This window comes from Variovorax humicola (genome assembly GCF_037889915.1).
Lineage (GTDB): Bacteria > Pseudomonadota > Gammaproteobacteria > Burkholderiales > Burkholderiaceae_C > Variovorax > Variovorax humicola.
In genome coordinates, this window is sequence record NZ_JBBKZV010000017.1 from 32,952 (window position 1) to 59,026 (window position 26,075).

Here is a 26,075-nt window from a genome sequence, read left to right on the forward strand (position 1 = left end):
GGCCAGCAACCTCGCGGTGCGTCCGGTACGCCCCGACGCGCCGGACCTGATCGTGCGTCACCTCGGGCAGCGCGCCGTTGGCCTCTATGCGTCGCGTGAATACCTCGAAGTGCGCGGGGTGCCCGAAGCAGGCACGGGCCTGGCAGGCCATGACATCGTGGTCTACGACAGCAGCATGGCGGGACTCGGCGCGACGTGCTCTGCGGCGAGCCCGCCGGGGGCGCGCACGTGGCGCTGGAGATCAACACGGGGATGATGCTCCCGCAGGCCGTCGCCGCGGGGCTAGGCATCGGCGAGGTCCCCACACACCTCGCGCGGCGCTTTCCGTCGCTGGTGCAGGTGTGGCCCGATCGCGCGGAGCCGTACGACATGTGGCTCGTAATGCACGGCGATCTCAAGCGCACCGCGCGCGTGCGAGCGGTAGCTGATGCGGTCGTGGAGGCTTTCGAACGGGAGGAGGCGTAGCGGCGCGCGGGAACCGGCTAGCGCCTGCCTCTGGCCACCGGCACCCGCACTCCAAGCGCTGCCACCTCCGGTCAGTCCCTATCGCTCGCCAGGTGTGTGCCGCCGATCACAGCGCCACCGCATAGGGCCACACCGTGTTCCGCATCTGGAAGACTTGTGCCCACCCTTCGCATCCCACGAACGCCCGCTCTCCACGAGTTTTGAATCGAGATCGCTTCGTCTTCGCTCTCGTAGCCGATGATGCTCAGAACGGGGCCCGAAGATCTCTTCCTGCGCGACTTGCGGGTGCCGCCGGTGCCGCTGGAGCAGGTAAAGGAAATTTCTGCTGACCTCCGGATGCGAGCTGAGTGCGGCCCGACGACCTCCCCGCGTCCGCTGAGAACATTGATCACGCCAGGAGGCAGCCCGGCTTCATGCAGCGCTTCTGTCACGATCTGCGTCTCGATGGTGCTCAATTCGATGGGCTTGATCACGGTGTTGCAGCCCGCGGCGATCGCCATGGCGAGCTTGCTGCAAATTGATCCGGCGTTGCTGTTCCACGGCGTGATCAACAGCGTGACGCCGACCGGCTCCATCACGACTGTCGTCGTACCCGCAGTCCGCTCGAACTCATACCCTTCAAGCACTGTGGCGGCGTCAAGGAAGGACTGAGCCGGGACTGCGACACCCGAGTCGATCGCGACACGGGGCCCGTATTCCTCGATGGTCGCGTCACGCAGCGCATCCTTTGCGCCAGGACGGCCGCATGCAGTCGCTCGGGTTCTGTCGCAGCAAGCCGGCGCTGGCAGGCTGACGCGAGACTGAGGACGGGACGAAGACGTGATCGATGCGCTGCGCAAGGTGATCAAGCGGAAGCACTACCCGCTGGAAGTGATGCTCACCTGCGTGCGCTGGTATGCAAGCCTATCCCCTGAGCCTGCGGCATATTGAGGAAATGATGGCCGCGCGCGGTGTCTGCGTCGATCACGCCACGGTCCATCGTTGGGCGATGAAGATCCTGCCGGTACTGGCCGCGGCGTTTCGGCAACGCAAGCGACCGTTGGGGATGCGCTGAAGGATGGACCAGACCTACATCGAGGTCGCGGGCCAATGGAAGTATCTGTATCGTGCGGTCGACCTTGACGCTCGCACCGTTGATTTTCTGCTGCGTGCCAAGCGAGACTTGGCAGCTGCTCGGCAATTCCTGGAGCGAGCCATCAGTCTGCACGGTGCGCCCGAAACGATCACCATCGACAAGAGCGGCGCCAACACGGCTGCGATCCAGAGCGTCAATGATGACTCTGGCGCGGACATCGAATTGCGTCAGAGCAAGTACTTGAACAAATCGATCGCACCGTGATGGCGGCGGACCGTTCGCTGATGGCCTGGGTGCGCACCGGCCTGTCGATGATCAGCTTCGGCTTCACGATCTACATGGTGATCGAGGGCTTTGCGCAGCAAGGCGGCCAGCTCCACGCGCCAACACGGCGCGCAACGTCAGGCTGTTCCTGACGGGTCTCGGCACGGTCGCCATCATGATGGGCACGATCGAGTACTGGTATCGACTGCAGGGCCTGCGCAAGGATCGGCCGAACTGCGGATCTGGCAGCCCTCGCTGGTGATGGCCCTCATCATGTCGGCCGCCGGGGTGCTCATGTTCCTCGGTCTCGTCTCGCGCGTACTCTGATGCACGAACTTTTCGAACCCCTCATCCGCACCTGGCCGGACCTCACGAACGGCGGCCACAGGCACGTGCCGATGGCTTTCCGCTTCATCCGGCAGCCCTGCGTCGCGGGCTTCTTCGCCTGGCGCGCCGGCCGCCGGGCGCGAGAGACGCCCGTTGTACTTCTAGCGCCTGCTCACCGACTCGGCCCATCGGCCCGACGCGCTGCGGGTGGGCTGGAAGCACATCGGCAAGGTGTTCGTGCCGGCGAATGCAGTGCGCCACGCACGACCTGGGCGCGCTGTTTGAAAGCCTGACGAAGCGTGAGCGCGATGTGTTCGACCTGGTAATCGCGGGCAAGCTCAACAAACAGATTGCCGACGCGCTCAAGACCAGCGAGCGCACCGTCAAGACGCACCGTGCGCAGTTGATGCTGAAGCTCGGCGCGAATTCCGCCACTGATCTGGGCGCGCTGGCCGAACGGCTTCGCCGGACGCACTGACGGCTTCCCCGTCAGGCGGGGCCCGGCCCGCCGCCCCCATTGCCACACAACGCGCGCCGACAGGCCGGCTATTGTGCGCCGCCGGCGCCGCGCAGTTCCGCCATTCGCCGGGCCACGAGCAGCGACCACTTGTCGAACGCCTCCCTGGCGTACGACCAGCTCTGGAACGAACTCATGTAGCCATTGGCCCAGGTCTGTGCGGCGCCTGCCGTTCCATTGTTGACATCGGCCGCGTACTTGCGGCCGATCTCCGTGTCGCGGCATTCCGCCAGGACCTTGCCGCCGCCGCCGTCGCGGAACTGCATCTCCATACCGGTTTCGCCAAGGTACGGCGTCGAGCCTGCGGGCCGACCGGTGGCGACGCCGGAACCCGCTTCCGCGATGAAGGCATAAGGCACGAAGGTGCCGGCCAGGCTGTCGACGACGGTGGTGGGCACCATGTCCGTGAGCGCGATGCGGATCACCACGACGCCGGGGCCGGCCTGTTCGACGACCTGCATGTTGGCCTTGAGGGCCGTCTGCATCGAATGGTAGAAGTAGTCGGTCAACGTCTTCAGGTCGCTGGGGTCGATAGTCGACGGCGCCCCGTTCTTGGCTGGCGCGAGAGACACCACGATGCGAGAGACCATCGCCTTGTCGTAGCGCTTCGGGTCGAGGGCCGGGTCGCGCCAGCATTCGACGCCGCTGAGCCCGGCGACCGGCTTGAGCCTGGCGTAGTCGCTGAGGAATCCGCTTCGCGTCATGCGCGTGGCGTCGGTGGCCGTCACGGCGGTGCCGCTGCCGAGCGTCGCGGTGTAGGCCTGGCATCCGGCGAGGCATATCGCGGCCAGGGCGAGAAGAGGGAGGCGCGAAAGGGTCGAGAGGGGCGCTGCTGCCCCAGCCTTTCGGGACTTGCGTCTACGTATGGTCATCGATATTTCCGTCCAGGGTTGCGCGTGCCCGCGCGGGGCAGGCGGCCGCAAGGACGCGCGCGCGAAGTGCGTCGTAGCGCGCCACGAAGTTGACCAGCACGCTCGCGGTCCAGGCGAAGGCGAAGATGCCCGACATCCCGATGATCGGCGCCACGATGCGCCAAGAGCGCGGGAGCGAGAACGGCTCGCCGAGCGCGGTGTAGCAGTTGGCCGCGAAGTACGCCGCACTCGACCAGGTGTCGACGATGTCGCCGAACACCAGGGCGGCCGACCAGATCATCACCTCGGCCAAGTGCAGCGCAAGCAGCATCATCACCATCGCGATGAACAGCAGGTCGACGCGCCACATCGAGCCATGCTGCTGCAGCAAGGCGCTCGAGCGCTCGGCGAATGTGCGGGTGATGAAGCGCATCCAGAACGCATGGGTCATGATCACGAAGACCAGGACGCTGCCGCCGAACATGATGTCGGGCAGCGGCAGCGCCTGGGTGAGCACGTTCTCGACGAGCGCGGGTCGCAGGCCGGAGAGATCCGAGGAGGTTGCCGATGCGATCTTCCGCAGCGGAAACTCCGGGTCAACCGCTGCGTCGGCCATGGTGAGTGCGGCCCTGCACCTCTCAGCGCGCGCGAATCACGTCGGAAACGGCACCGTTCTCGTCGACGGTGCAATTCACGTTGGGCTGCCCGCCCGCGCTTAAGGTCACGACGTAGACGCCGTCCTGCATGGTGCCGGCATCGCTCAACGGCTTCACGCTATCGGCAGGCACCTTGTAGTAGCGCGCCACCGCATCGACGCAGGCTGTACGCGACTTCTGCGGCGACATGAAACCACCGATCAGCGGCGCAGGAGCCTGGTAGCCGGCGCAGCCGCAGACTACAACACTGCAGGCGAGGAGGATCGCTGCGAGATGATCTTTTCGGGCGGACATGCTGACTCCCAAGTTGGTGCAGGGCGCTGGACCCGCGAAAGATTCGGTCACCACGGCCTCACTGCCTCGATCCACCAGCGAAGCAACTGCTGCCGCTGCGTTGTCCGGGCAGATCACGACGTAGGTCGTGCGCTTGGCGCATCCGGCCACGCCGATATTGTATTCAGCCCGCGTAACCCCTTGGTAGCGGAAAGTCTGCACAAGCGGTTGCAACGTTTCGCGCGACAGCATTTCGCCCTTGGCCGCCGGACAGTTCATCTCGAACTGGCCCCGACGCTCGGCCATGGAAATCGCCTGCGGCTGCATCTGGTCGATGAAGGGCGGGCGGACGCGTAGCCGGCAAGCACGAGCGCGGCCATCGCGTCGTCGAGATTTCAAGGCAGTCATAGTCACTCCTTCGGTTTGTGGTGGTGATGCTTCTTCTCAGGCGCCAGCGCATCCTTCTCTGCGTCCCCAAGAACCACCTTTCCCGGTGGGCTGGGCGAGAGAAGCCAGATCGCTGTGTCGCGCCAGTCGCTCGATCTACGCCGATCCTGCCGATGTGCTCACTCAGGATGCACAGGCGAAGAGCTTCGCGGCGCTACCCGAACTCATGGAAGGGGCGTGAACGCACCCACGCCGCCACTCCAACCGCTCCAGTCGTGGTTGTTCAGCGAGTCCAGCTGCTTGGCCTCGAACGCGTCGTTGCTCAATTGCCGTTGGGTGCGCAGTTGCTGGTAGGCCTGGTATTGCTTGGCGCCACCGACATAGGCGACGTTGTTGGTCGCGTCCGGCAGTACGTAGTAATTCGCCCCGCGGTAGTTGACCGGCGAGACCTTGTCCTTCGGAAGCGTCGCGAGGACGGCCTGGTGCTCCGGATTCTGCGGCGTGATCATCTTGAAGCCTGCGGCAACGGCCAGGTTCTCATTGGCCTTCGCGTTGTAGGCACAGCCTGCGGCAATGGCGAGCGAAGCGATCGCGACGAGATGCTTCGACCAACTCACGACGTGTTTCATGATTGCCTTTCAGGATCGCAGGCCGGGTTACACGGGCGCGGACCGCCCGACAGGGTTCACTGACTGCAAGGCACAGGGTACGCACGCGACCCGCCCCTGTAAATAGGGCACAGAGGGCAACGACGTTGCCCGAAGGTGCAAGGGCGGCAACATGCTGCGCGCGTTCGCTTCCCCTCGGGGCAACGACGTTGCACTCCGACCCGATGTACGCGTGCCGGTGCCGCGCCAGAAGATGTGTGCGCAACGCGCCATCGCGCGTTTGCAATTCATCGGGCAACTGGGGGGCCTGCTCGATCTGCAGTACGTCAAGCTCGGCGTCTCCGACCAGTACCTCGGCGGCCTCGCGGGCGGCTACAACGTCACCTTCAAGCAGACCGTTGCCACGGCGGCGGGCTTCTACCGCGTGGTCAACGGGCCCGCGGTGCAGGTGGACATCGTGGGTGGCGTCCGCTATGTCTACATCACGACCAACGTGGACATCGCGCCGAGTCTGCGCGGCTTCGGCAAACAGATCGAAGACTCATCGGGCTCGACCAGCGGCATAGTCGGCGTGCGCGATCGTGCCGCTCGGCGAAAAGTGGTCGCTCCTGGGTTACCTGGATGCCGGCGCCGGCAACTCGACCACAAGCCTGCGGCCATCGCGGGTGCGAGCTACCAGTACTCCCCCGCCACTTCCATCAAGTTCGGCTACGGCTACCTGGGCTACAAGCGCGACAACGACCTGGTCTACAAGGCCGCGATGGGTGGCCTCTACGTTGGTCTCGGTTTTAGTTCTGAACTCCCAGGGTGCCCAGGACGGGGCCGCGCCCGGCCCGCCCCCCGAGTGGGATCAAGTCGAGATGGCAAAGCCACATCAAGTTGACCGCGACTGCATGGCCCCCGCGATCGTCGGGAACAGCAGCACGCACAGCAGCGCGGCGCCGATCATGGCGGCCGTCACGTCCGCGCTCATCGCCCCGGTGCGCGTGCCGATCTCACTAATGACGACGATGGTCGACAGCGACGGCACCGCGGAAGACAGCGCGAAGGGAAGTGCCTGCCCTTTCGCGAGTTGACGCGGTAGAGGAACACCGGCACGCCGCGCACCAGCAGGAAAAGCAGTGCGAAGGCCGGCACCAGCAGCATCGTCGTGCGGCCGCGCACGAGCGCCGCGATGTCGAACTAAATGCCGGTGCCCACGAAGACAATTTCAAGCGCTAACGTCCGACACCGGACAGACAGAGCCATCCGACCTTGCTACCTTGTATCGCTTCAACCTGCAATCCGAGAACAGCCATCGCCCTTTGTCACTACACCGCTGAAGCCTTGATCCACTCTCTGCTGGATGGCCGCACTTTGCCGGAGACGATGCGAAGAACGATGGTAGGCCTGGTGCGGAAGCGACTCATGCAAGGATGTGTGCCAGTGCTAGACGAGACGCTACGCGCACAAATAGCCGAAACGACCTGCCCGACTCAAATGGGAGTCCTAAACAGGGTGGTCCCGAACACGAAATGGCAGGTACCCTCAGCACCGGCGACTTCGACTATTACCTGACGGGCAATGCGGCCGATCAGAAACCCGCGCGCCCGACAGTCAAATGACGGTGTTGATGGGTGGCGGGCTTGACGTCGATAAGGCCTTTGTCGACATGATTCGCAAGATCGGGGGTCACGGCAATGACAAGATCGATGTGGGCGTCATTCGTGCTTCCGGGGAAGAGGGCTGCAACGACTACCTTTTCGCAATGGAGGGTGTCGATTCCGTCGAGACCGTCGTGATCAAGAAGCACAGCGGTGCCGACAATCCGAAAGTGATCAGCATCATCGAAGGGGCCGACGTGCTGTTCATCGCCGGGGGTGACCAGCGGACCTACATCGACCAGTGGAACGACACTGCAGTTGAGCGCACGATCAAATCCGTTCTCCTTGCGAAGATGTGCCCATTGGGGGGAACCAGCGCAGGCCTAGCTGTCCTGGGCGCCGTCGATTTGCGAGCAGCGGGCTTCATTGAACCTGCTCAAGTTCCTGCCCGAAACCACGCATCACGGGCAGAAACAAGCCCTGCCGGCGGCCCCGTTCTCTTGTGACACGTGTCAGGAGAATGCGGATGGCGTCAGATACGGTCAGGCCCACGTTCGCCAACTCGGCGGTTGCGCCTTGAGGTCATCGTCCACTCGGACGTGGAGCATTGAAGTCTGACGACGACAATCTCCTGTGCCGACACAGCGAATCGCCAAGCGCGGCGAGGGCCTGGACGTTTATCTTCGAGGCCGATCTTTCGTCCTCGGCCTTGTTGACGATCGCAGCGACTTTTGTGAAGTACCAACGCGCTGTCGGTCTTCGCGCTTCGCCGCTCGCGCCGTGCACGCACAGCCGCCAACTCAAATCAATTTGGCCGCCTTCAGTTCTTTCTTGAGGTATGCGTAGAACAGCGGCGCTGCCACCAGACCAGGTGGCCCATACGCAGCCTCGGCGATGAACATTACCGTGAGCAGTTCCCACACACGCATCTCGGTGCGACTTCCCACGACCTTGGCATTGATGAGGTATTCGGCCTTGTGAATGAGAACCAGGAATGCCAGGCAAATGAATGCCGTCGTCGGCGACACAGACAAACCCACCAATGTGATCACCGCGTTGCACACTAGATTGCCGACGATCGGGACCAAACCGGCAAGAAATGTGAGCGCGATCAACAACGGCGTGTAGGGCAGCTGCTGCTGCCACATCGGCAGCGCGAATAGCAGGAAGATTGCCGTAAACACGGTGTTAGTTGCGGCAATCCAGAATTGCGCCGCCACGATCTGGTGGAACGCCTCACCGAAGAGGTGGGCGCGCCGGCGCAACTGCTCGGCCAGCGGGCCACGCGGCGTGGGCGAATGTACCGCAGCCAGCGTGCCAATCACCAGCCCAACGTACGCGAACAGTAGCGCATTGAGCCAAGTACCGCCCGTATGCGCCAGCGCGCCGGCCTCTGCGCGCAAATAGCCAGCGAAGACTCGCTGCACATCGGCAGCGCCCTCGGGCAAAGTGGCGCCGATCTCCCGTGGAAGCTTCTGGCGCAGCTCGAGGACAGTCCGGGCGATGAAGTCAAGCAGATTCCTGTATTGCGCAGGTGCGTCGAGCAAAAGAGAACTCGATCGCGTGACCAACAGGATCAGCACGACGACTGGCGCCAACAAACCCAGTGTTGCCGCCAGGCCGGGGGCGCCGCGCGGCCGGCCGTCAGCGTCGCGCGGCCAGCGCCGCAGTCCCCGCAGTGTCCGGTCCATCACACGTGACAGCCAGCGAGTGCCAAGGAAACCCATGCACACGCATAGCAGGCCGGGCAGCAAGCCCAGCCACATCACTAGCAACAGCGTGCCGCAGACTAACAGCAGGCTCACTGGCGCGAGGAAACGCGACTCATAGGCGGGCGTGAGAGGCTCGGCAGCAAGATCTACCGGCGGGCGCGCTAGGGGGTGCGCCGGTGACTTGGGCGGGGGGCGCAAGCTGTCCATGATTCTTTGAAGGGAACCAGGAGCCTCACGCCAGCGACCGTCGAACATTGTAGGCAGTCATTGCATGCATTCGTCGCGAGCAAGTTCGGCCCAACCACCAGGGGCCTAGTTCAGGTAGCTGCAATTTGGCTCCCAGAGGGCGCAAACGACAAGAAGCAATCCTCCTGCATCGTATAGGCGGCCAGATCGGCGCGCCAGCAAAGTTGGGATCGCCGGTCGCAGCAAAGCGGGACGCTGTTGAACCCATCGGGCCATCGGAGCTTTCCGACCCGGCGAGCGCTGCGTCGTCGTCGCCTGGGCGCTTGCGACCGACGGCCGCAAGCGCTTCGCCGGTACCGCGATCGTCTTGACGCCCTTTCGGCTGCTGCGCCAAGCTCAACTGTGCAGGCGCCTTCGCGCTAAAACCGGCGAACAAGATCGTCGTCCCCTTCGGTCGGCGGCTCGCCAGAGCCATAAAGAGTGGACCACCCACCGATGGCTCTCTTTTTGCCACGGTGCCGATCGGAAATGTCGCGCGTCGCGGACGTTACGGCCCTACGAGGCAGAACGGCCGACCCTCGACACGCGCCCAAACGCAAGCTCGCAGGCACGCGACGACGATATCCGTTCGGATCACCCGTGGGGCACTTTTCACGAAAATGAGCATGATGTTCCCATCCGGCACAGGCCAGTACTGCCGCTATATGTTTTATAGCGCCGAACCCTTCCTCAGTGGGCGTTTCAGCGGAACTGAGCGCCGCACTGGTCTTAAACGATGCGCTTGAGCAACACCCCCCGCGATGTGCCACAACTCTTGGACCCCTGAGCGGCGTCAGCGACGACGAGATCGCGAAGAATTGCGGGGCTGCCGGAATTGAAGGTGGTCTGGAGCGCATCGACTGTGACGTGGTGCAGCAGCGCCGTGAACGCGTGCCACTTCCCTTGCCTTGCGGCCTGCCGTACGCGTTCCAACCCCTGGGACACGCTATCGCGGCTCTGAGTCCGTCGCGTGCGGTCGGCGTTCCCGTTGGTCCTCGCCCTTGGACCACCCACTCCGCCGCAGGCGCACCGGCCGTGTTCGCAGGCTTCATCGCTACTACTGCGAGGTCTGACTTGTCCAGCCCGTGCAACATGGGCGTCGGCTCCTCACCTTCCCGATGCGGCCATCACTGGCGCCGACGGGAGCGTGCATGCATGCCAATGTCTCCGACCCCGCCAGGTCGTCCAGGCGCTTGCGATGACGCGCCCGGCCGTGTTGCCTTCCGCTTTGACGGACAGCGTCGGCACCTAGGATAGAAACTTTCGTGGCGCAATTGCTGGCCTGTGTGTTCCCCTGCCGACGCTTCACCGACATCCTCGCGGATGCCGGTGCACGGCTCCGGGCCAATGTGGATCGCTACTCCTTCATTGCAGTGGACTCGCCCGGCGCACCCGTGGCTTTTCCCAAAATATCGCGCTCCATCTTCACGCATGCCAAGTCGGCACGCAGCCGGCTGATCTCCATCTGCTCGGCGCTTACGGCCTTGCCTTAAGCACCGGTGAGCTTGCCTTGGCGCTGCGCCTTGACCCAGTTGAACAATGTCTGCTCCACCACGCCCAATGTGCGGGCCGCCGCCGCGATGCTCTGGCCCTTTTCGACCAGCCGCTCCGCCTCCTGCTTGAATTCGAGCGTTAGCGCGCCCTCGTCGTCTTCGTCATTTACGTCTTCCTTGCTTGTATTGAAACACCTCAGCAAGGGATACGTTTTCCGGGGGCAAGGTCAGTCCTCGTGCAACGGGGCCACCAGCGTTCGCATCATTTCAATGGCGGCTTCGCCCTTGCCTCTCCACAGGGCATTGCGGATCTTTTTCCAGAGCCGTTCACATCGCGTGATCAATGGCGAGCGCTCCGTCGGAAGTACCACCGCGCGAAGAGGGGTCCCACCCGTCGGTTCTGCTCAAGCTGCACATCCGCGGCTACCTCAATCGCGTTCAATCGAGTCGCCGGCTCGAGCGCGAGTCATCCAAGTATCTCAACAACATGGTCGAGCAAGATCATCGGGGCGTGGAGTTGCTGCATCGCATCCGCAAGGGCCAGTTCATCCGTGGCAGTTTGCGCCACCGGCTCAGCCGAGTCGTCGCAGCAGATGATCGCCGACACGCAGTGCATTGGCGATGACGGTGAGTGATGGATTCACCGCACCGATACTGACAAAAAAGCTGGTATCGACGACATAGAGATTGTCCAACTCGTGCGCCTTGCAGTCGCGGTCGAGTACCGAGTTGGCGGGATCTTCGCCGAAGCGGCACGTACCTGCCTGATGCGCACAGCCAGCCAACTCGATGTCGCTGCGCATATACGCATTGCGCGCCAAGAGATGATGGGACTGGAATCCGAGGTGAGACAGCATGGAGCGCAGCTTTTCGTAGAGCTTTTGCTTCGGAACCTGATTGTTCGGTGTGTATGCCAAGATCAGGCGACCCGCGCGATCGATGGTCACGCGGTTGTTCGGATCGGGGAGGTCTTCGGTTGTCAGCCAGAAATCGACGGCATGTCGAGCGATCTCGTCGAGCGCGCGGTTGGGCACGAGGGCCGTCAGCAGCGTCTTCTCGGCGCGGTACATACCGCCCAACGTCTTGCCGATCATCTGGATGTTGCCCATCGGGTACTGAAACCCGTCCATTCCGAAATAGAAGTCGTTCAGCGCGAGCGTCTTCTGGAACATCGTGTCGTTAGGCGTCAGCGACAGCGCCAGCACCGCCTGGCTGTTATGGAACATGTAGTTGCGCCCCACCTGACCAGAGCCGTTGGCCAAGCCCTCGGGGTGCGCATCGCTAGCCGAACGCAACAACAGAGCGGCGGAATTGGCGGCGCCACAGGAGACCACGACGATCTCGGCCGTGAAGCGCTGCGTCACACCGGCCACCTCGGCGAGCACGCCAGTGACGCTGGCACCGCTGGTCTCGAGCTTCAGGGCCCGGGCGTTGCGCAGCAGCGTGACGTTCGGATGTTCCAGCGCGGGGCGTACGGCGATCACCTCGGCATCAGCCTTGGCGTGCAACAGACAAGGAAATCCGTCGCAGGTCTGACAGCGAATACAACGGCTATAGGCCATGTCGGCCTCGTTCATCATCACCGCACAGGGGGCGGGGAACGGTCGGTAACCCGCTCCCTTCAAATCTTCGGCCAACTTCTCGATGCGCGGTTCGCTTGAAATGGGGGATGCCGGATAGGGCGCGCTAGCCGGAGGCTCCGTGGGATCGCTGCCGCGCTCGCCGTGCACCTGGTACAGCCGCTCGGCTTCCGTGTAGTAAGGCTCCAGCTCTTCGTAGGTGATCGGCCACGCCGGCGATATGCCGTCGTGATGCTGCATCGCGCCAAAATCTTCCTTGCGCAACCGGTAGAGCGCGGCGCCAAACATCTTGGTTGCACCGCCGACGAAATAGTGCACCTGTGGCTGGAAGGACTTGCCGTCCGGCAAGTACCAGGTGTCCGGCGAGACATAGCGATTGTCCCCGAACACGTCCGCGACGCTCCAATTGCTTGCCTCGCGCGGCAGCCAGTCGCCTCGCTCCAGGATCAGCACCTTTTTCCCCGAGGGCGCCAGTCGGTGTGCCAACGTACCCCCGCCGGCACCGCTGCCGACGATGATGACGTCGTAGCGCTGGGCCATGATGACGCTACAGCCCGGGGCTGCTCTGCATTATCCCGCCGTCTGCGAAGACAGTGGTCGCGGTCACATAGCTGGCGCCGTCCCCGGCGAGAAAGACGACGACGTTGGCGATCTCATCCGGCTTGGCCATCCGGCCCAGCGGAATGGCACCATCAAGCTTCGCCATCAACGTTGCGTCCTGCATGGTGGAGAGATTGATCGGGGTCGCCACTGCGCCCGGGCCCACGCCGACAACGCGTATGCCGTGCGGCGCCAGTTCGACGCCGGACGTCCGCGTCAGCATTCGCATTCCACCCTTGGAAAGGCAATAGGCCGTGTTACCGGGCATGGGCCAATCCTCGTGCACGGAAGTGATATTGATGATCCGCCCTCCTCCGCCCTGCTTGATCATCTGCTTCGCAGCGACCTGGGTGCCGAAAAACGCGCTCTTGAGATTGATGGACAACACCTTCTCGTATTGCGCCTCGGTGGTATCGAGCACGGAAGTGCGGGTCTCCACGCCGGCATTGTTCACCATGATGTCGATGCGCCCGAATTTCGCTACCGCAGCGTCGACGAGTCTCTGCAGGTCATCAATCCGGCTGACATCGGCTTCGACGCCAATCGACTGATCACCCAGGGCCAATATCTCTTGCTCGAGCGCAGCAGTCGCCTCGGGATGCACGACATAGTCGATGACGATGTTGGCGCCGGCCTCCGCCAGACCCAGCGCGATCGCCTTGCCGATCCCGCTGTTGCCACCCGTGACGATTGCGGTCTTTCCTTTGAGGGACATTGCAATTCCTCCTCGGTTGACTATGCTCATGCGTGAGAACTTCGCGGAATTGTCACGCAGAACTAAGCGTCGAGGCTGTCCATTCGCTCTGATTTGTAACCTCGCCGGGCGCCTGCTCCCCGACGTGAAGGAACGGGCACCGATTGATGCGCCATCTTCGTACCGCGCCTCATTTCTGGTCGCAGCGGACCTCAGGTTTTCCTGGAAAGCCGAAGCGCGTCGCAGGACGTGAGCCTGAACCTCAACGAGCGGGGAACAAAGTGGCAAATCAATCCGTACCGACTGAAGAAGACAAGCGCTTGGTCGAAGCTCGCGAGAACAAGGTGCCGTGGCGCCGCTTCGGTTGCCTTCCTGCGCAGGCGCAGCAGCGCAAGCGTGGACTTCGAACATCAACCAACCCGAAGACTGTGCGGATCTGGCGTTGATGCCATTCCTTGACGCCCAATCTGACGCCGCACCGTGAGCAATACGAATAGGCACCGGCAATGGAAAGCGACTGCTCTGCAACGAAGTACCTGCGCGCTGGCCAGCAGCTTCTTTGCTTCGGCCAGCGACAACCCAATTGGGCTCGCGGTGGATTCACGTTCGCTCACTGCCAGGCGAACAGGCGCGGTTTCGCCGAGATCGTCGATCAAGCGGGCCTCGATAATCATTTGCATGGCAGCCTCCAGGCGAATGTCTCCCGCCAGTTGCCTCAGAAAGTGTGCCCCTGCTTTGGCCCGCTCTCCTTCACGGCAGGGGGAGGGGCAATACAGACACCGCTGCTGAAACCTCACGCGCGACCGGCAAGTTCGGACCCTCTGCGGCTGATGGCCGTCTTCAAGAGCAAGCCATCCGGGACGGAGACTTTCGAGATCGCTTAGCCAGAAGCAGGAACCAGATCCGGTGCTATGAGAACGCATCCCGCGACCACCGAATGTTTGTCTTCGCGCGATCAAAGAACGGCGCAAAAACGGAAAGCAGAGCAACACGCCCGCTGTCCACGATCGGCCCATGCACCGTATCGCGAGGGATGAACATCAAGTCGCCGGCCTTCACGCGCCTGGTTTCCTCACCGACTCGGAAACCACACTCGCCTTGCAAAACCAGTACCACCTCGTCGTGATCAGGCTGGATGTGAATGACATCGGCATTGTCTTGGAGGATGTTGACGTTGCACGAAAGGTCCTGCCCGTCAAACAAGAACTTGCGCTTGATCGGGTCCGCGGCAGTTGCCGGGTCTGTAGTGAGGTCACCGAGGGCGTCCTCAAGTCGGTGGAAGTACTGCGAGTTCATGAGGTTTCTCCTTGGCCGCCGTTGCTACCGAGCGTTGAGTAGACATCACTTACGGGCCGGGTGCCACCAAAAGGATTGGTGCTCCAGGGCCAGCAACGGCATCAGAACAGCGTGCGCCGCGCGCGCATGCCGCATGGCTGGTGGAGGGCAACCGCAGTGCGGGAGGTGCTCGTGCAGGAACCGCTCGATGCGGCTCTCGTCGAGGCGGTTCGCTGACAACAGGCACAGCGCCATCCAATGAGCGAAGTGGGGGATGGCGCCGAGGCAGCAGGCCGAGGTGTTGGGCGCGTAGCGACCGCCCTTCAACCGCGCGACGTATGCCGGAACATGCTCGGCCAACGGGCCGTCGAACAGCCAGCCGCGGACGGTTGGGTGCAAAGAGGGAATCTTGTGCATGGCAGGCTCCTGAAGTGGAGCCGCCGTGCTGCCCCAACTGCGAACTTATGTACAGACTCGCCCGTGGACGAGGTTCGATCACGAGGTGCGGTGCGCCTTAGCCGATCATCGTTCCTGCCAACTGTTCATAAGTGGGTCCTGTGCCTAATGGCCGCATCCTGCCGCACGCCGGTGCACATGAGGGCAGAAGTTTTCTTCCTTGCCGTGACGGTGACGTCTTCTGGCTACGCGACGTGTGGCACCGAAGCCGGCTCGATGATGGCTGGCGATTCCAAGCTCGCCCAAAAAACACCGCGTGGCAATATTCGCTTTCGCAAACCCCGCTGCTCCGGCATGAACGACGCCCATTTGAAGGCCAGTTCCTTGGTCGCCCACTGGCGACCTAAGTCAATTCTCGAAATCCACGAGGCGCGGACGATTGAGCATGAATTCTTCAGGCTGACGTATCCTGGTCCCTATCTGGTCGCCGTCACGTTCTACCGCGTCGACGGACGCCCCGATCTCATGCGGGTGCGCTCTACCAACTGGCGCACGCAAGACGAGCCGAACGGAATCTTTCGGATTGAGGATTGCCGTGCGTTCTACCGACGGCTGAGAAAGGCAGGATTTGAATAAACATTGTGCCTACGTCAAAGGTCGGCTCCTGGCCGACACCCGAAATCCAGGGCAATCCTAGCTCCCGCACCCGCTCGCCTCCGAATTCGTCATTGCCGAAGGCCGCGCTCACGAAATCGGAGCGTGGCAGCGCGTTCGTTTCGTTCGATTGCGAAATCTTCGAACTCGGAACCTTCGGCATCGAGTGCCTCGACAGCGGTCATGAAGACCTTCACGGCGAAGGCGCTTCGACAGCCTGCACGTCTCGCCCTCGCAGCGGATAACTGGTGAAGGGCTTGAACAGCGGCGTGGCGGTGGGCCGTCGTCAGGCTTTCAGCAGCTGACACAACTATTGCGGCGTGATGCTCGGGCCGGGGGTCGGCGCAGTACGGCGCTTGCCCAGCGAGGCAGGCTCGCGCCGACCTCATCCGTGTGCGCTCAAAGCGTCCAGGGCATGCTGTTAGGCGGAAGGACTCATTGCGCCGTGACGTTGATGGCCTTCATCATCTTCTCCGTCAGCACGATCTCCGATTCGAGGCTCTGCGCGTATTCCACGGACTTGCTGGCCACGACCACGGCGCCGTTGGCTTCGAGCTTCGCACGGACCCCGGGGTCGACCAGCGCCTTCTGCAGCGCGTCGGAGACGCGTTGCACGATGGGTGCGGGTGTCCCGGCGGGCAACGAAAGCCCTCCATAGGACACCAGCGCGACATTGGGTATGCCCGCCTCCGCGAGTGTGGGAACTTCGGGCAGCCGCGGATTGCGTGTCGGCGCCGTCACCGCCAGCGCCTTCAGCTTCCCGCCATTGATGTGGGGCAGGGATACCGAACTGATGGTGAGCGCGAAGTCCACCTGCTTGCCCAGCACGGCATTCGCCGATTCCGAAGCGCCCTTGTAGGGAACGTGAAGCGCCTGTGTCCCGGTGGTCTTGAGGATGAGTTCGGCGCCCATGTGCGCCGGGGTACCCACGCCGCCGGATGCATAGGACAACTTGCCCGGCTGCTGCCGCATGCGCTCGAAGAGGTCCTTGGCGTCGCGGATGCCGCTATCCGCAGCCACGACCAGCACGACGTCCGAGCGTGTGATCCCGCCCACATGGATGAAGTCCTTCATCACGTCGTAGCCGGGCTTGCGGTACATGCGCATGTTGGTGGCCATGGGCGTCGCGGAGTAGACCCAGGTGTAGCCGTCGGCCGGCGCGCGGGCCGCGAGCTGCGCTCCCAGGTTGCCGGCCGCGCCGCCCTTGTTCTCGACCACCACCGGCTGCTTGAGGATCTGTGACATCGCCTCGGCAGTGATACGCACCGTGATGTCAGGGGCGGTGCCGGCGAGGTAGGGCACGAGCCATTTGATCGGCCGAGCGGGGTACTCCTGCGCCAGCGCCGCACCGTGCAATGCGAGGCCGGCGGCGGCCAGCAACAGGCTGCGTCGGGTGAGTGTCTGCATGCTTGTCTCCTGATCTATGGTTCAGCGTACCGCTTGGCCCAGCAATTCGCGGGCAATGGTGTTGCGCTGGATTTCGCTGGTGCCGGTCAGCACGCGGTACATGCGCAGCAGCCGGAAGAGGAATTCGACGCGGCTGCCCTGCACGATGCCTTCGCCGCCGTGCACCTGCACGGCACGATCGGCGATGCGGAAGGCGGTCTCCGAACAGAACAGCTTGGCCATCGACGCATCGGCGCGGGCCTCGCCGCCGGCGTCCAGGCTGCGCGCCACGCTGAGCATCAGCGCGCGCGCTGCGGCAAGTTCGGTGGCCATGTCGGCCAGCAGGTGCTGCACCGCCTGGAAGGCGCCGATGGGCTGGCCGAACTGCCGCCGCTTCGCCGCGTGCGCCAGCGAATCTTCCAGTGCCAGCCGGGCCAGGCCGAGCATCGCAGGGCAGTGCAGAAGTCGGTTGACGGTGATGCGTCCGAGGGCCAACGCGAGCCCGCGCCCACGCTCGCCGATCTGGTTGGTGGCTGGAATGCGGCAGTCGGTCAGGACGATGTTGCCGGTATGGGACTGGCCCGCCATGGTCTTGTAGCCTGCTTCGACGCGAAAGCCTTCGCGATCGCGCTCGACGAAGAAGGCCGTGGTCTCGCGCACCGCGGGGTCGTCGCTGGTCGAGCAGATGATCACCGCGAAGTCGCAGAACGGGGAGCCCGAAATGAAGCGCTTGGTCCCGTTCAGCACGAAGCTGTCGCCGTCGCGTACGGCGCGCGTTTGCAGTGCGCCGGCGTCCGACCCTGCCTCGGGCTCGGTGATCGCGAAGCAGATCGCCTTTTCGGCGCGCGCGACTGGAAGGATGAAGCGCTCCATCTGATCCGGTGTCGCCTGCCTGGCCAGCGCGCCCACGCGCGGCGGCCCTGTCAACTCGCCGAGGACGTGTGGCGCGAAGGGGGAGCCACTGGCGTAGATGAACTCCTTGATCAGCGCGTGATCGACGATGTCGAAGCCGGCGCCGCCCAGCGTCCTGGGCAGCGTCATGCCGTAGAAGCCGAGTTCACGTGAGCGCTTCCAGACCTGCTCCAGCAATGCGCGCGGCGCGCCATTCTCGGAAGTGATGTGGTGCTCGGCGGCGAGTGGCTGCAACTCATCGCGAACAAAGGTTTCGAGTCGAGCGATGAAGTCTCGCGCCGCGTCGGAACCCTCGAACGGAGGCAAGGGCATGCGCAGGGCCAGGTGGGTGGTATCCATGTCCATGTCGAGCTCCTCAGTTCACGCGCCGCTCGCGGCCGCGCCAGTATTGCTCGCGCACGTCCTTGCGCGAAAGCTTGCCGTTGCCGTTCTTGGGCAACTGCGGCACGAAGTCGACCGAGCGTGGCCGCTTGAAGTCCGCCAGCCGGCCACGGCAGAATTCCATGATCTCGCCGTCATCCGCCCGGGCACCGTCTCGCAGGACGACAACCGCCTTGACCGTCTCGCCCCAGTGATCGTCGGGCACGCCGACCACGCAGACCTCGTAGATCGCGGGGTGCTGGCCCAGCACCGACTCGATCTCGCTCGGGTAGACATTGAAGCCGCCCGAGACGAGCATTTCCTTCTTGCGGTCGACGATGTAGATGTAGCCCTGCGCGTCCACGCGCGCCAGGTCGCCGGTGTGCAGCCATCCGTTGGCATCCAGTGCCTGCGCGGTCTGCTCGGGCGCGCGCCAGTAGCCAGCGAATACGTCGGGGCCGCGCACGCAGATCTCGCCGATGACGTCGCCGCTGACGGGCCGGCCTGCGTCGTCCAGCACCTGGACATCCGACTCGCAGACAGGGCGCCCGCACGCGGACAGCAGCGTATCCTTGCCGCCCTCGATGGCCGCCGCATGGTCGGCGATGCCAAGGCCCACGACGCCGCCGGTGGTCTCGCCCGCGCCGTAGCCTTGCGCCAGCACGGGGCCGAATGCAGCCCATGCTTCGCGGATGCGCGCCGGCGACATCGGTGCGGCGCCATAGCTCAGGAGGCGCAGGCTGGACAGGTCGCGCGTGCGAAGGCTCGGCTCGGCCAGCAGCGCGTAGATCATGGCCGGGACCAGGAAGGCCATGGTGACGCGGTGCTTCTCGATGGCCTCCAGGTACTCGGCGGGGCGGAAGCCCTCCATCAGCAGGATGGTCGCGCCCTGGAACAGCATGGGCTGGATGAACATGCCGCTGGCGTGCGTGATGGGGCCCGACAGCATGAGCACGTCGCCGGGGGCGGCATGCATCCGGCCCATGACGTTCTTTCGCAGCGACGCGAAGCGGTTGCCGACCGTCTGCATCGCCGCCTTGAGCTTGCCGGTCGAACCGGAGGTGTAGTGCAGCACGGCCAGTTCCTCCGGCCGCATCTCCTCGTGCAGGTGCGTATCGGGAGCGCGTGCCAGAAGCTCTTCGTACGAAAGCCAGCCGCATGCCTCGTTCGCGAGACCGGTCTCAAAGGCAATTCGGTGCGTCAGGCATGGCAGGCTTGCGCAAGCCTCTTCGACCATGCCACGGTGCTCGGGTCCGGCCAGGCAGGCAACCGGCTCGGCGTTGGCGAGCGCGTCCGCCAGCTCCTGCGGCGCCAGCCGCGAGTTGAGTGCCACTTTCACGAGGCCGGCCTTGTAGAGCGCGCACTCCAGTTCGACGATCTCCGGCCGATTGGGTGACACCACGGCCACGCGGTCGCCGCGTTGCAGGCCCAGCGCCTTGAGGGAGTGGGCGAGTCGGTTGGATCGCAGTTCGAGGTCACGGTAGGTCAGGGCGCCGTCGCGAAAGAGTACGGCGGGACGCTCGGCCCATTGGCGGGCGCCGCGCGCGAGGTACATGCCGAGGTTCATGATTGGCGCTCCGGCCAGCAAGGGCAGTGGTTCATCTGTGGTCTCCTGAAGTGATGCGCAAGTCTAGGAAGCGGTGCCCCTCTTGCGGATAATCCAGTCGCATCGTGCGATAACGGATGGTTATCGCAGTGCGTACGCCCGCGTGCGGCGGGAATCTTCTCGGAGTTGTGCAATGGCCCTGCGGCTGGACGACATTGACTATTTCCTGGCGGTGGCACAGCACGGACAGGTGCGCCGCGCCGCCGCGGCGCTGGGCTTGTCGCAACCCGCCCTGACAAAGGGCCTGAAGCGGCTGGAGAAGGAGTTGGGCTTTCCGCTGTTCGAGCGAGGCGCACGCGGCATGACGCTCACGCGCGTGGCCGAACAGTTCCGCCAGCGCACGCAGACCCTGCGCGCCAGCCTGGGCGACGCCATCAAGGAAGCCGCGGACCTGCACCTGGGCGCGATGGGTACGTTGCGGGTGGGGGTGTCTCCGCTCTATGCGGATCGCCTGTTCGTGCCGGCCTTCCTGCAGTTGCACCAGCAGCGCCCCGCCGCGCGGCTGCGCTTGATGATCAACCTGAACGACACGCTGCTCGCCGCGTTGCGCCTGGGCGACCTGGACCTGAGCATCAATGCGATCCCGCGGGCGTTGCCCGACGACTTGCAGGCGCTGCCGCTGATGAAGGACGACCTCTGCATGGTCGTGCGCGAAGGCCATCCCCTGCTGTCGCGCCGACGCGTGCGCTTGCAGGATCTGGTGGATGCGCACTGGATGCTGCCCGGTCCCGACGTCGCTGCCCGCCGCGGGGTCGAAGCAAGGTTGGCGGAGGCCGGCCTCCCACCTCCGCGTGTCGCGGTCGAGGTGAGCAACACGGCCGCGCCGTTGAGCCGGCTGCTGGCGCGTAGCGACCTGGTGGCGCTCATGAGCGAAGCCAGCCTGGCAGGTCCGGGTGGTGAGGGCTTCGCGCCTCTGCCCTTCGCGGAAGCGCGCTTCACGCGGGCCATCGGCGCAGTGACGCGCAAGATGCACGTCCTCTCGCCGCTGGCGACGCGCTTTCTTGAAATTCTGCGAGAGGGCGCCGAATAGAAGTCGTCAGTCTTCGAGCGGTCCCGATGCTTTGCCACACGATCGGGCATCAGGGACACGGGCGGCGTTCATGGCGCGTCACCGCCACCGTCTGCATGCGCGCACTGCTCGCGCAGGCAATGCACGATCAAGGTACCGTGGTGCTGCGATCCTCATCGGGATCGAAAAGGCCCGGCGACACCCATCCGATCACTCTGAAGCGGCTCCATCGCGATAGGCCAGCGGCACGCGTTTTACGTTGCACAAGAGTTCATAGGAAACGGTTCCTACGCGTCGCGCAACGTCGTTGACGCCGACCTGCGCGCCCCAAAGCTCGACACGGCTGCCAATCCCCGTAGCCGGGAGATCGCTCAGGTCCACTGTCAGCATGTCCATCGACACGCGACCGACCAGTCGCGTCGCATGGCCATCGACGGCAACCGGCGTGCCATTCGGCGCCACGCGCGGGTAACCGTCGGCGTATCCGATGGCGACCAAACCTACGCGTGTAGGCCTCGTCGCCACAAAGGTTGCGCCATAGCCCAACGGCTCTCCTGTCTGCAGCCACCGCGTTGCGAAGACCTGGCTTTCGAGAGTCATCACGGGCCTGAGGCTACTGTTTGCCGCCGGCATGGGATCCGCGCCATACAGCATGATGCCCGGCCGCGCCCAGTCGCGGCAAGCCCGCGGCCAACCCAGGACGCCCGCAGAGTTGCACAAGCTGCGATCGCCCTGCAGCGTTGATGTCGCTGCGTCGAATGCGGTGATCTGGTGCAACGTTGCAGAATGGTCAGGCTCGTCCGCGCGGGCGAAGTGAGTCATGAGCGTGACCTCGGTGACCTTGCCGCTCGCGAGCAGGCGCGCGTGCGCAGCGGGCATTTCTTGCAGCGCAAAGCCGGCGCGACCCATGCCGGAGTCTGCCTTGAGCCAAACGCCGATGCGCGGAACGCCCTCATGCAACTCGATCATGCGAAGCTGCTCCTCATGATGGACGACAGTCCAAAGGTCAAGCAATTCGAGCGTTGCAATATCCTGCCCCGCGAAGACGCCTTCGAGCACGAGGATCGGAGACCGGATGCCGGCTTCCCGAAGCGCCACCGCTTCTTCAAGAAACGCCACTGCGAACCCGTCGGCGATGCCTTCGAGAGCCAGCGCGCATGGCCCAGCCCCATGGCCATAGGCGTTGGCCTTCATCACCGCGAGCGCGCGTCCACCGTGGATGTTTCGCGCAAGCCGATAGTTGTGGCGCAGCGCATCCAGATCGATGTGCGCGATGGACGGACGGCTCACGATGTTGCCGGTACCGGACGCTGAGCGCGCGGGCGAACCGGCTGTTGGCTATAGCGGTCGATCGCCAGCCCGTCCGTACTGATCTCCGGGCGCTGGCCGGTCACGATGTCCGCGACCAGCTTGCCTGACCCGCAGGCCATGGTCCAGCCCAGCGTGCCGTGACCGGTGTTCAGGAACAGGTTGCCGAATTTCGTGGCGCCGATGATCGGCGTGCCGTCGGGCGTCATGGGACGCAGGCCTGTCCAGAAGGAGGCACGCTTCACGTCGCCGCCCGGGAACAGGTCGTTGACCACGAGTTCCAGCGTGGCGCGGCGGCGCGGGTCGAGCCTCAGATCGAAGCCACCGAGTTCGGCCATGCCGCCTACGCGGATGCGGTCGTCGAAACGGGTGACGGCAATCTTGTAGGTCTCGTCGAGCACGGTCGATTGCGGCGCGAAGGCCGGATCGACCAGCGGCACGGTCAGCGAATAGCCTTTCACCGGATAGACCGGCAGGTCGAGACCCAGCGGCTGCAGGAAATCGCGCGAATAGCTGCCGAAGGCCAGCACGAAGCGGTCGGCGGCCAGCACCTGGCCGTCGACGCGCACGCCGGTGACGCGGCCGCCTTCGGTGACCAGGCCGTCCACCGACTGGTTGAAGCGGAAGTCCACGCCCAGGCCGTGGGCCAGTTCGTGGAGGGCGTTGGTGAAGCGATGGCAGTCACCGGTTTCGTCGTTCGGCAGGCGCAGGCCGCCGGTGAGCCGGTCGCGCGCCTGCGCCAGGCTGGGTTCCACCTGCGCGAGCTGGTCGCGGGTGAGCAGTTCGAACGGGACGTTGCATTCCTTGAGTACGGCGACGTCGCGCTGCACCGCGTCGAGCTGGGCCTGCGTGCGGAACAGTTGCAACGTGCCGCCGGTGCGCTGCTCGTACTGGATGCCGGTGTCGGCGCGCAGCTGCTGGAGACAGGCGCGGCTGTATTCGGCCACGCGCATCATCCGCTCCTTGTTGACGGCATAGCGCTCGGGCGAACAGTTGCGCAGCATCTGCGCCATCCACTGCAACTGGAACAGGCTGCCGTCGAGCCGCACGGCGAGCGGCGCGTGCTTCTGGAACATCCACTTCATCGCCTTGAGCGGGATGCCGGGCGCGGCCCAAGGCGTCGAGTAGCCGGGCGACACCTGGCCGGCGTTCGCGAAGCTGGTTTCCAGGGCCGGGCCGGCTTGCCGGTCGAGGACCGTGACGCTCGCGCCCGAGCGGGCCAGGTAGTACGCGGTGCTGACACCGATGACGCCGCCGCCAAGAACAATGACTTTCATTGCTGATTCCGAATGTGGTGAGGAATTCGGATAATTTATGCGGCCCGCATCCGTGGATTTCATTGAACTTTCTGACGATTGGAGTGAATATTGCTGTCACAGCACCTTGTTTTGACCCGCTGGAAGTGAAATGACTGAACTCGACCGCATGGACCGCAAGATCCTCGACATCCTCCAGCGCGACGGGCGCATTTCGATGACTGACCTGGCGCAGCAGATCGGGCTGTCCACCTCGCCCTGCTCGGAGCGCGTGAAGCGCATGGAGCGCGCCGGCGTGATCACCGGCTACCACGCCCGGGTGTCACCGCAGGCGCTGGGGAAGTCGCTGCTGGTGTTCGTGGAGATCACCCTGTCGTCGAAATCCGCCGAGGTCTTCGACAAGGTGCGCGAGGAGTTGCTGCACGTGCCGGACGTGCAGGAATGCCACCTGGTGTCGGGCAGCTTCGACTACCTCGTCAAGGCGCGGCTCGGCGGCATGGACGAGTACCGCAGCCTGCTGGGCGATGTGCTGAAGAAGCTACCCGTGACGGCGCAGTCGCACAGCTATGTGGTGATGGAAGAGGTCAAGGAAAGCCTGGCCGTGCGCACCGACCGGTAGGCGTTCGGCTGCGCTCAGGCCTTGTCGGCCTTGCCCGCTGCATTGGCGAACCTGCTCAGCATTGTGTCGACGAACCAGGGGCGCCGATTCTCGTCTTCTGCCTGTTCCTTCCGACGGATCGCGTTGCGCACCACGATCGATCCGGCATAGCGCACCGGCTCGGGCGGAAAGCGCCCCAGCGGCCCCTGTGTCAGCGGGCTGCGCGTCCACGCGTTGTCCTGGTCAAGCAGCATCGATGACAGGATCTGGCCGCCCATGTAGCTCGGCCCCACGCCATTGCCCGAGTAGCCGAAGCCGTAGCTGATGTGAGGCGCGCCATCGAGCTTTCCGAAGAAGGGAAAGCCGGTCACCGAGCGGTCCGAAGGCCCGTTCCAGCTGGCGGTCATGGGCGTGCCGCGCAAGGCCGGAAAGAATGAATGGAGCGCCTGCGTAAGTTCGTCCTCATAGGGTGAACGCTGGTCGAACACGGGCGCCATCCGCCCTCCCCGCGCGAAGGTGTTGCCGCCCTTGCCCAGCATGATCCGGCCGTCAACCGTGCTGCGGTAGTAGTAGACGAAGGTGCGCGAATCGAGCACCGACACACCGTCGACCAGCCCGATCTCGCGCAGCAGTTCCGGGCACTTCTCGGTGATCACCATGTCGCTCGACACGATGGCGATGCTTCGCTCGAACTGCGCAAAGGTGCTGGCCATCCAGGCATTGATTGCCAGCACGACTTTCTTCGCCTCGATGCTTGCGCAAGGCGTGCGGACCACTGCCGGATGACCGGTGCTGAAATCCAGCATCGGGCTGCGTTCGTAGATGCGAATGCCCATGGCCAGTGCCACGCGGCGAAGCCCGCGCACCAGCTTGCCGGGATGCACCGTGGCGGCCGTGGGCGAATAGACACCCGCGAGGTTGCGCGCCGAACCGGAGCGGCGCGCCACTTCGTCGGGCGGAAGCGCAAAGTAGCTGTGGATGCCGCACTCTTCCAGGGCTCGCATCACCGGGTCGAGCACGCCGACCTGTGCCTGCGAGGTGGCGGTGTAGAGCGTTCCGTCCATGCGCAGTTCGGCGTCGATGTCATTGGCGCGACAGAAATCCGCGATATGCCCGACCGCCGTCTCCGACGCCTTGACCAGCCGAATGGCCTCCGCCTCGCCGAAGAGCCGGCGCAGGGTAAGAAACTTGGCCGACCACGTCAGCAGGCAACCGCCGTTGCGCCCGCTCGCCCCTGCCCCGCACAGGTCGCTTTCAATGATCGCGATGTCCAGCGCAGGATCCTGTTGCTTGGCCTGGATGGCGGTCCACAGGCCGGTGAAGCCACCGCCCACGATGCAGACGTCCGCGCGCTGCGCGCCCTGCAGGGCGGGCGCCAGTTCGCCGTCATTGAAGAGTGCCTGCTCGATCCAGAATGGACGCATGTCTGCCCTCTACCTCGTTTGCGCGCTGCCGCGAACGGTGGCGCTGATCTTCATGTGGCGCACGAAGTGCGAAAGCGGGGGAACGACGGCGTCCGCGGACTTGGCTGCATCATCCCAGCGCCGCACGCGCACGGCGTCCTGCGCAAAGGGCAAATCGCCGAAGGCTTTTGCCTGCGCTTCGTCAAAGATGCCGCCTTGCAGCACGAGGCTACGTCTGGAGTCGGCCGACAAGCTCTCGAAATAGCCGGGCTCACGCGCACAAAGAAAGCGCTTGGCATCGACGTGCAGGCGTATCGGCTCCAGCGTCCGCGGCCCAAAAAGCGCCCGCAAGAAAGGCAGGCACCGGTACTGGTGCAAGTCGTCGAGGCCCTGCCGCGTCGGCGTGTTGCCGAAGTCGTGCAGCAGGTGGCCAAGGTCATGCAGCAAGGCGGCCGTGATGAGCGCACTGCCCGCACCGGCCTGCTCGGCCAGATGCGCGGACTGCAAGGCATGCCCGAGCTGGGTCACGGGCTCGCCGTCGTATTGCTCATGGCCCTTGGCCTCGAACACATGGACGATGTCTTCGATCGTGAGGCTCATGG

28 protein-coding genes and 5 pseudogenes are annotated in these 26,075 nt (G+C 64.3%); 13 read left to right on the plus strand and 20 right to left on the minus strand.

Features of this window, described 5'->3' with window-relative positions:
* The first annotated feature begins 16 nt into the window (after positions 1-16).
* A complete protein-coding gene (locus WKW80_RS22920) occupies positions 17-256 on the plus strand; it encodes a type 2 periplasmic-binding domain-containing protein (RefSeq protein WP_340365873.1) in 240 nt (79 codons plus the stop codon).
* Complete coding sequence (locus WKW80_RS22925; protein WP_340365874.1) at positions 229-465, plus strand: LysR substrate-binding domain-containing protein; 237 nt, start codon at positions 229-231, stop codon at positions 463-465. The genes WKW80_RS22920 and WKW80_RS22925 overlap by 28 nt, the downstream gene beginning before the upstream one ends.
* 71 nt (positions 466-536) lie before the next feature.
* Here the strand turns inward: WKW80_RS22925 and WKW80_RS22930 are convergent, their stop codons facing one another.
* Positions 537-1,313, minus strand: coding sequence for an aldehyde dehydrogenase family protein (locus tag WKW80_RS22930; RefSeq protein WP_340365875.1), 777 nt, complete (start codon positions 1,311-1,313; stop codon positions 537-539).
* Here WKW80_RS22930 and WKW80_RS22935 point away from each other — a divergent pair.
* The 3 genes and pseudogenes from WKW80_RS22935 to WKW80_RS22945 form a co-directional block, all read left to right on the plus strand.
* Positions 1,285-1,795 (plus strand): annotated as a pseudogene (locus WKW80_RS22935) (IS6 family transposase); the annotation flags it as partial. The gene WKW80_RS22930 and the pseudogene WKW80_RS22935 overlap by 29 nt on opposite strands.
* An 8-nt stretch (positions 1,796-1,803) precedes the next feature.
* Positions 1,804-1,956: a DUF202 domain-containing protein gene (locus WKW80_RS22940; protein ID WP_340365876.1), complete on the plus strand. Its 153-nt coding sequence runs from the start codon at positions 1,804-1,806 to the stop codon at positions 1,954-1,956.
* Between the two features lie 422 nt (positions 1,957-2,378).
* The gene (locus tag WKW80_RS22945; protein WP_340365877.1) at positions 2,379-2,609 is read left to right on the plus strand and encodes a response regulator transcription factor; all 231 of its coding nucleotides are present in this window, start codon (positions 2,379-2,381) and stop codon (positions 2,607-2,609) included.
* Between the two features lie 68 nt (positions 2,610-2,677).
* Here the strand turns inward: WKW80_RS22945 and WKW80_RS22950 are convergent, their stop codons facing one another.
* The 4 genes from WKW80_RS22950 to WKW80_RS22965 form a co-directional block, all read right to left on the minus strand.
* Positions 2,678-3,520: a DUF3313 domain-containing protein gene (locus tag WKW80_RS22950; RefSeq protein ID WP_340365878.1), complete on the minus strand. Its 843-nt coding sequence runs from the start codon at positions 3,518-3,520 to the stop codon at positions 2,678-2,680.
* Positions 3,507-4,115, minus strand: coding sequence for a hypothetical protein (locus tag WKW80_RS22955; protein ID WP_340365879.1), 609 nt, complete (start codon positions 4,113-4,115; stop codon positions 3,507-3,509). Before WKW80_RS22955 ends, WKW80_RS22950 begins: the two co-directional genes overlap by 14 nt.
* A 22-nt stretch (positions 4,116-4,137) precedes the next feature.
* Positions 4,138-4,836: a hypothetical protein gene (locus tag WKW80_RS22960; protein WP_340365880.1), complete on the minus strand. Its 699-nt coding sequence runs from the start codon at positions 4,834-4,836 to the stop codon at positions 4,138-4,140.
* A gap of 203 nt (positions 4,837-5,039) precedes the next feature.
* A complete protein-coding gene (locus WKW80_RS22965) occupies positions 5,040-5,444 on the minus strand; it encodes a hypothetical protein (protein WP_340365881.1) in 405 nt (134 codons plus the stop codon).
* Between the two features lie 151 nt (positions 5,445-5,595).
* Between WKW80_RS22965 and WKW80_RS22970 the strand changes: the two genes are divergently transcribed.
* From WKW80_RS22970 to WKW80_RS22980, 3 genes and pseudogenes are all read left to right on the plus strand, one after another.
* Positions 5,596-6,306 carry a hypothetical protein gene (locus WKW80_RS22970; RefSeq protein ID WP_340365882.1) on the plus strand — a complete coding sequence of 237 codons (711 nt, stop codon included), beginning with the start codon at positions 5,596-5,598 and terminating at the stop codon, positions 6,304-6,306.
* A 10-nt stretch (positions 6,307-6,316) separates the two neighbouring features.
* A complete protein-coding gene (locus WKW80_RS22975; RefSeq protein WP_340365883.1) occupies positions 6,317-6,499 on the plus strand; it encodes a hypothetical protein in 183 nt (60 codons plus the stop codon).
* A gap of 671 nt (positions 6,500-7,170) precedes the next feature.
* Positions 7,171-7,389: pseudogene (locus WKW80_RS22980) on the plus strand (Type 1 glutamine amidotransferase-like domain-containing protein); the annotation flags it as partial.
* A gap of 62 nt (positions 7,390-7,451) precedes the next feature.
* Here the strand turns inward: WKW80_RS22980 and WKW80_RS22985 are convergent.
* Positions 7,452-7,614, minus strand: a pseudogene (locus tag WKW80_RS22985) (type II toxin-antitoxin system RelB/DinJ family antitoxin); the annotation flags it as partial.
* 192 nt (positions 7,615-7,806) lie between these two features.
* Complete coding sequence (locus WKW80_RS22990) at positions 7,807-8,925, minus strand: AI-2E family transporter (RefSeq protein WP_340365884.1); 1,119 nt, start codon at positions 8,923-8,925, stop codon at positions 7,807-7,809.
* A 1,283-nt stretch (positions 8,926-10,208) separates the two neighbouring features.
* Here WKW80_RS22990 and WKW80_RS22995 point away from each other — a divergent pair.
* On the plus strand, positions 10,209-10,436 hold the full coding sequence (locus WKW80_RS22995; RefSeq protein ID WP_340365964.1) for a hypothetical protein: 228 nt from the start codon (positions 10,209-10,211) through the stop codon (positions 10,434-10,436).
* Here the strand turns inward: WKW80_RS22995 and WKW80_RS23000 are convergent.
* Positions 10,340-10,636, minus strand: a pseudogene (locus WKW80_RS23000) (transposase); the annotation flags it as partial. The gene WKW80_RS22995 and the pseudogene WKW80_RS23000 overlap by 97 nt on opposite strands.
* Positions 10,637-10,902: 266 nt before the next feature.
* Between WKW80_RS23000 and WKW80_RS37370 the strand changes: the two are divergent.
* Positions 10,903-11,061, plus strand: a pseudogene (locus tag WKW80_RS37370) (IS6 family transposase); the annotation flags it as partial.
* Here the strand turns inward: WKW80_RS37370 and WKW80_RS23005 are convergent.
* From WKW80_RS23005 to WKW80_RS23025, 5 genes are all read right to left on the minus strand, one after another.
* The gene (locus WKW80_RS23005; RefSeq protein WP_340365885.1) at positions 11,009-12,556 is read right to left on the minus strand and encodes a GMC family oxidoreductase; all 1,548 of its coding nucleotides are present in this window, start codon (positions 12,554-12,556) and stop codon (positions 11,009-11,011) included. The pseudogene WKW80_RS37370 and the gene WKW80_RS23005 overlap by 53 nt on opposite strands.
* Positions 12,557-12,563: 7 nt before the next feature.
* On the minus strand, positions 12,564-13,331 hold the full coding sequence (locus tag WKW80_RS23010; RefSeq protein WP_340365886.1) for a glucose 1-dehydrogenase: 768 nt from the start codon (positions 13,329-13,331) through the stop codon (positions 12,564-12,566).
* 389 nt (positions 13,332-13,720) lie between these two features.
* Positions 13,721-13,990, minus strand: a complete 270-nt coding sequence (locus WKW80_RS23015) for a hypothetical protein (RefSeq protein WP_340365887.1) — start codon at positions 13,988-13,990, stop codon at positions 13,721-13,723.
* A 229-nt stretch (positions 13,991-14,219) separates the two neighbouring features.
* Entirely contained in the window at positions 14,220-14,606 is a 387-nt protein-coding gene (locus WKW80_RS23020) for a cupin domain-containing protein (RefSeq protein WP_340365888.1), read from the minus strand.
* 45 nt (positions 14,607-14,651) lie between these two features.
* On the minus strand, positions 14,652-15,002 hold the full coding sequence (locus WKW80_RS23025; RefSeq protein WP_340365889.1) for a hypothetical protein: 351 nt from the start codon (positions 15,000-15,002) through the stop codon (positions 14,652-14,654).
* 177 nt (positions 15,003-15,179) lie between these two features.
* Here WKW80_RS23025 and WKW80_RS23030 point away from each other — a divergent pair, with 177 nt between their 5' ends.
* Positions 15,180-15,617 carry a hypothetical protein gene (locus WKW80_RS23030; protein WP_340365890.1) on the plus strand — a complete coding sequence of 146 codons (438 nt, stop codon included), beginning with the start codon at positions 15,180-15,182 and terminating at the stop codon, positions 15,615-15,617.
* 453 nt (positions 15,618-16,070) lie between these two features.
* Here WKW80_RS23030 and WKW80_RS23035 read toward each other — a convergent pair whose 3' ends face one another.
* The 3 genes from WKW80_RS23035 to WKW80_RS23045 are packed head-to-tail and all read right to left on the minus strand — an operon-like array spanning position 16,071 to position 19,860.
* Positions 16,071-17,042, minus strand: a complete 972-nt coding sequence (locus tag WKW80_RS23035) for a tripartite tricarboxylate transporter substrate binding protein (RefSeq protein WP_340365891.1) — start codon at positions 17,040-17,042, stop codon at positions 16,071-16,073.
* Positions 17,043-17,063: 21 nt separating this feature from the next.
* Entirely contained in the window at positions 17,064-18,278 is a 1,215-nt protein-coding gene (locus WKW80_RS23040) for an acyl-CoA dehydrogenase family protein (protein ID WP_340365892.1), read from the minus strand.
* A 10-nt stretch (positions 18,279-18,288) separates the two neighbouring features.
* The gene (locus tag WKW80_RS23045; RefSeq protein ID WP_340365893.1) at positions 18,289-19,860 is read right to left on the minus strand and encodes an AMP-binding protein; all 1,572 of its coding nucleotides are present in this window, start codon (positions 19,858-19,860) and stop codon (positions 18,289-18,291) included.
* Positions 19,861-20,032: 172 nt separating this feature from the next.
* Between WKW80_RS23045 and WKW80_RS23050 the strand changes: the two genes are divergently transcribed.
* The gene (locus WKW80_RS23050; protein ID WP_340365894.1) at positions 20,033-20,929 is read left to right on the plus strand and encodes a LysR family transcriptional regulator; all 897 of its coding nucleotides are present in this window, start codon (positions 20,033-20,035) and stop codon (positions 20,927-20,929) included.
* Positions 20,930-21,118: 189 nt separating this feature from the next.
* Here the strand turns inward: WKW80_RS23050 and alr are convergent, their stop codons facing one another.
* Both alr and WKW80_RS23060 read right to left on the minus strand, forming a co-directional pair.
* A complete protein-coding gene (gene alr / locus WKW80_RS23055) occupies positions 21,119-22,198 on the minus strand; it encodes an alanine racemase (RefSeq protein WP_340365895.1) in 1,080 nt (359 codons plus the stop codon).
* Positions 22,195-23,493: a D-amino acid dehydrogenase gene (locus tag WKW80_RS23060; protein ID WP_340365896.1), complete on the minus strand. Its 1,299-nt coding sequence runs from the start codon at positions 23,491-23,493 to the stop codon at positions 22,195-22,197. The genes alr and WKW80_RS23060 overlap by 4 nt, the downstream gene beginning before the upstream one ends.
* 130 nt (positions 23,494-23,623) lie before the next feature.
* Here WKW80_RS23060 and WKW80_RS23065 point away from each other — a divergent pair, with 130 nt between their 5' ends.
* Positions 23,624-24,091, plus strand: coding sequence for a winged helix-turn-helix transcriptional regulator (locus WKW80_RS23065; protein ID WP_340338633.1), 468 nt, complete (start codon positions 23,624-23,626; stop codon positions 24,089-24,091).
* 14 nt (positions 24,092-24,105) lie between these two features.
* On the opposite strand, the gene WKW80_RS23070 is transcribed toward WKW80_RS23065, so the two are convergent.
* Both WKW80_RS23070 and WKW80_RS23075 read right to left on the minus strand, forming a co-directional pair.
* Positions 24,106-25,494 carry an FAD-dependent oxidoreductase gene (locus tag WKW80_RS23070; RefSeq protein ID WP_340365897.1) on the minus strand — a complete coding sequence of 463 codons (1,389 nt, stop codon included), beginning with the start codon at positions 25,492-25,494 and terminating at the stop codon, positions 24,106-24,108.
* A 9-nt stretch (positions 25,495-25,503) separates the two neighbouring features.
* The gene (locus WKW80_RS23075; RefSeq protein ID WP_340365898.1) at positions 25,504-26,073 is read right to left on the minus strand and encodes a phosphonate degradation HD-domain oxygenase; all 570 of its coding nucleotides are present in this window, start codon (positions 26,071-26,073) and stop codon (positions 25,504-25,506) included.
* Positions 26,074-26,075 lie beyond the last annotated feature (2 nt).

What these genes read in the sequence shown, in the direction of transcription:
- WKW80_RS23050 (WP_340365894.1), top strand. Translation starts at nt 20,033, where the DNA reads ATGGCCCTGCGGCTGGACGACATTGACTATTTCCTGGCGGTGGCACAG.
- WKW80_RS22955 (WP_340365879.1), bottom strand. Translation starts at nt 4,115, where the DNA reads ATGGCCGACGCAGCGGTTGACCCGGAGTTTCCGCTGCGGAAGATCGCA.
- WKW80_RS23030 (WP_340365890.1), top strand. Translation starts at nt 15,180, where the DNA reads ATGAGGGCAGAAGTTTTCTTCCTTGCCGTGACGGTGACGTCTTCTGGC.
- WKW80_RS23025 (WP_340365889.1), bottom strand. Translation starts at nt 15,002, where the DNA reads ATGCACAAGATTCCCTCTTTGCACCCAACCGTCCGCGGCTGGCTGTTC.
- WKW80_RS22990 (WP_340365884.1), bottom strand. Translation starts at nt 8,925, where the DNA reads ATGGACAGCTTGCGCCCCCCGCCCAAGTCACCGGCGCACCCCCTAGCG.
- WKW80_RS22950 (WP_340365878.1), bottom strand. Translation starts at nt 3,520, where the DNA reads ATGACCATACGTAGACGCAAGTCCCGAAAGGCTGGGGCAGCAGCGCCC.
- WKW80_RS23005 (WP_340365885.1), bottom strand. Translation starts at nt 12,556, where the DNA reads ATGGCCCAGCGCTACGACGTCATCATCGTCGGCAGCGGTGCCGGCGGG.
- WKW80_RS22975 (WP_340365883.1), top strand. Translation starts at nt 6,317, where the DNA reads ATGGCCCCCGCGATCGTCGGGAACAGCAGCACGCACAGCAGCGCGGCG.
- WKW80_RS22940 (WP_340365876.1), top strand. Translation starts at nt 1,804, where the DNA reads ATGGCGGCGGACCGTTCGCTGATGGCCTGGGTGCGCACCGGCCTGTCG.
- WKW80_RS22970 (WP_340365882.1), top strand. Translation starts at nt 5,596, where the DNA reads ATGCTGCGCGCGTTCGCTTCCCCTCGGGGCAACGACGTTGCACTCCGA.
- WKW80_RS23040 (WP_340365892.1), bottom strand. Translation starts at nt 18,278, where the DNA reads ATGGACATGGATACCACCCACCTGGCCCTGCGCATGCCCTTGCCTCCG.
- WKW80_RS23060 (WP_340365896.1), bottom strand. Translation starts at nt 23,493, where the DNA reads ATGAAAGTCATTGTTCTTGGCGGCGGCGTCATCGGTGTCAGCACCGCG.
- WKW80_RS23015 (WP_340365887.1), bottom strand. Translation starts at nt 13,990, where the DNA reads ATGCAAATGATTATCGAGGCCCGCTTGATCGACGATCTCGGCGAAACC.
- WKW80_RS22945 (WP_340365877.1), top strand. Translation starts at nt 2,379, where the DNA reads ATGCAGTGCGCCACGCACGACCTGGGCGCGCTGTTTGAAAGCCTGACG.
- WKW80_RS23065 (WP_340338633.1), top strand. Translation starts at nt 23,624, where the DNA reads ATGACTGAACTCGACCGCATGGACCGCAAGATCCTCGACATCCTCCAG.
- WKW80_RS23035 (WP_340365891.1), bottom strand. Translation starts at nt 17,042, where the DNA reads ATGCAGACACTCACCCGACGCAGCCTGTTGCTGGCCGCCGCCGGCCTC.
- WKW80_RS23045 (WP_340365893.1), bottom strand. Translation starts at nt 19,860, where the DNA reads ATGAACCTCGGCATGTACCTCGCGCGCGGCGCCCGCCAATGGGCCGAG.
- WKW80_RS23075 (WP_340365898.1), bottom strand. Translation starts at nt 26,073, where the DNA reads ATGAGCCTCACGATCGAAGACATCGTCCATGTGTTCGAGGCCAAGGGC.
- WKW80_RS23010 (WP_340365886.1), bottom strand. Translation starts at nt 13,331, where the DNA reads ATGTCCCTCAAAGGAAAGACCGCAATCGTCACGGGTGGCAACAGCGGG.
- WKW80_RS22960 (WP_340365880.1), bottom strand. Translation starts at nt 4,836, where the DNA reads ATGACTGCCTTGAAATCTCGACGACGCGATGGCCGCGCTCGTGCTTGC.
- WKW80_RS23020 (WP_340365888.1), bottom strand. Translation starts at nt 14,606, where the DNA reads ATGAACTCGCAGTACTTCCACCGACTTGAGGACGCCCTCGGTGACCTC.
- WKW80_RS22965 (WP_340365881.1), bottom strand. Translation starts at nt 5,444, where the DNA reads ATGAAACACGTCGTGAGTTGGTCGAAGCATCTCGTCGCGATCGCTTCG.
- WKW80_RS23070 (WP_340365897.1), bottom strand. Translation starts at nt 25,494, where the DNA reads ATGCGTCCATTCTGGATCGAGCAGGCACTCTTCAATGACGGCGAACTG.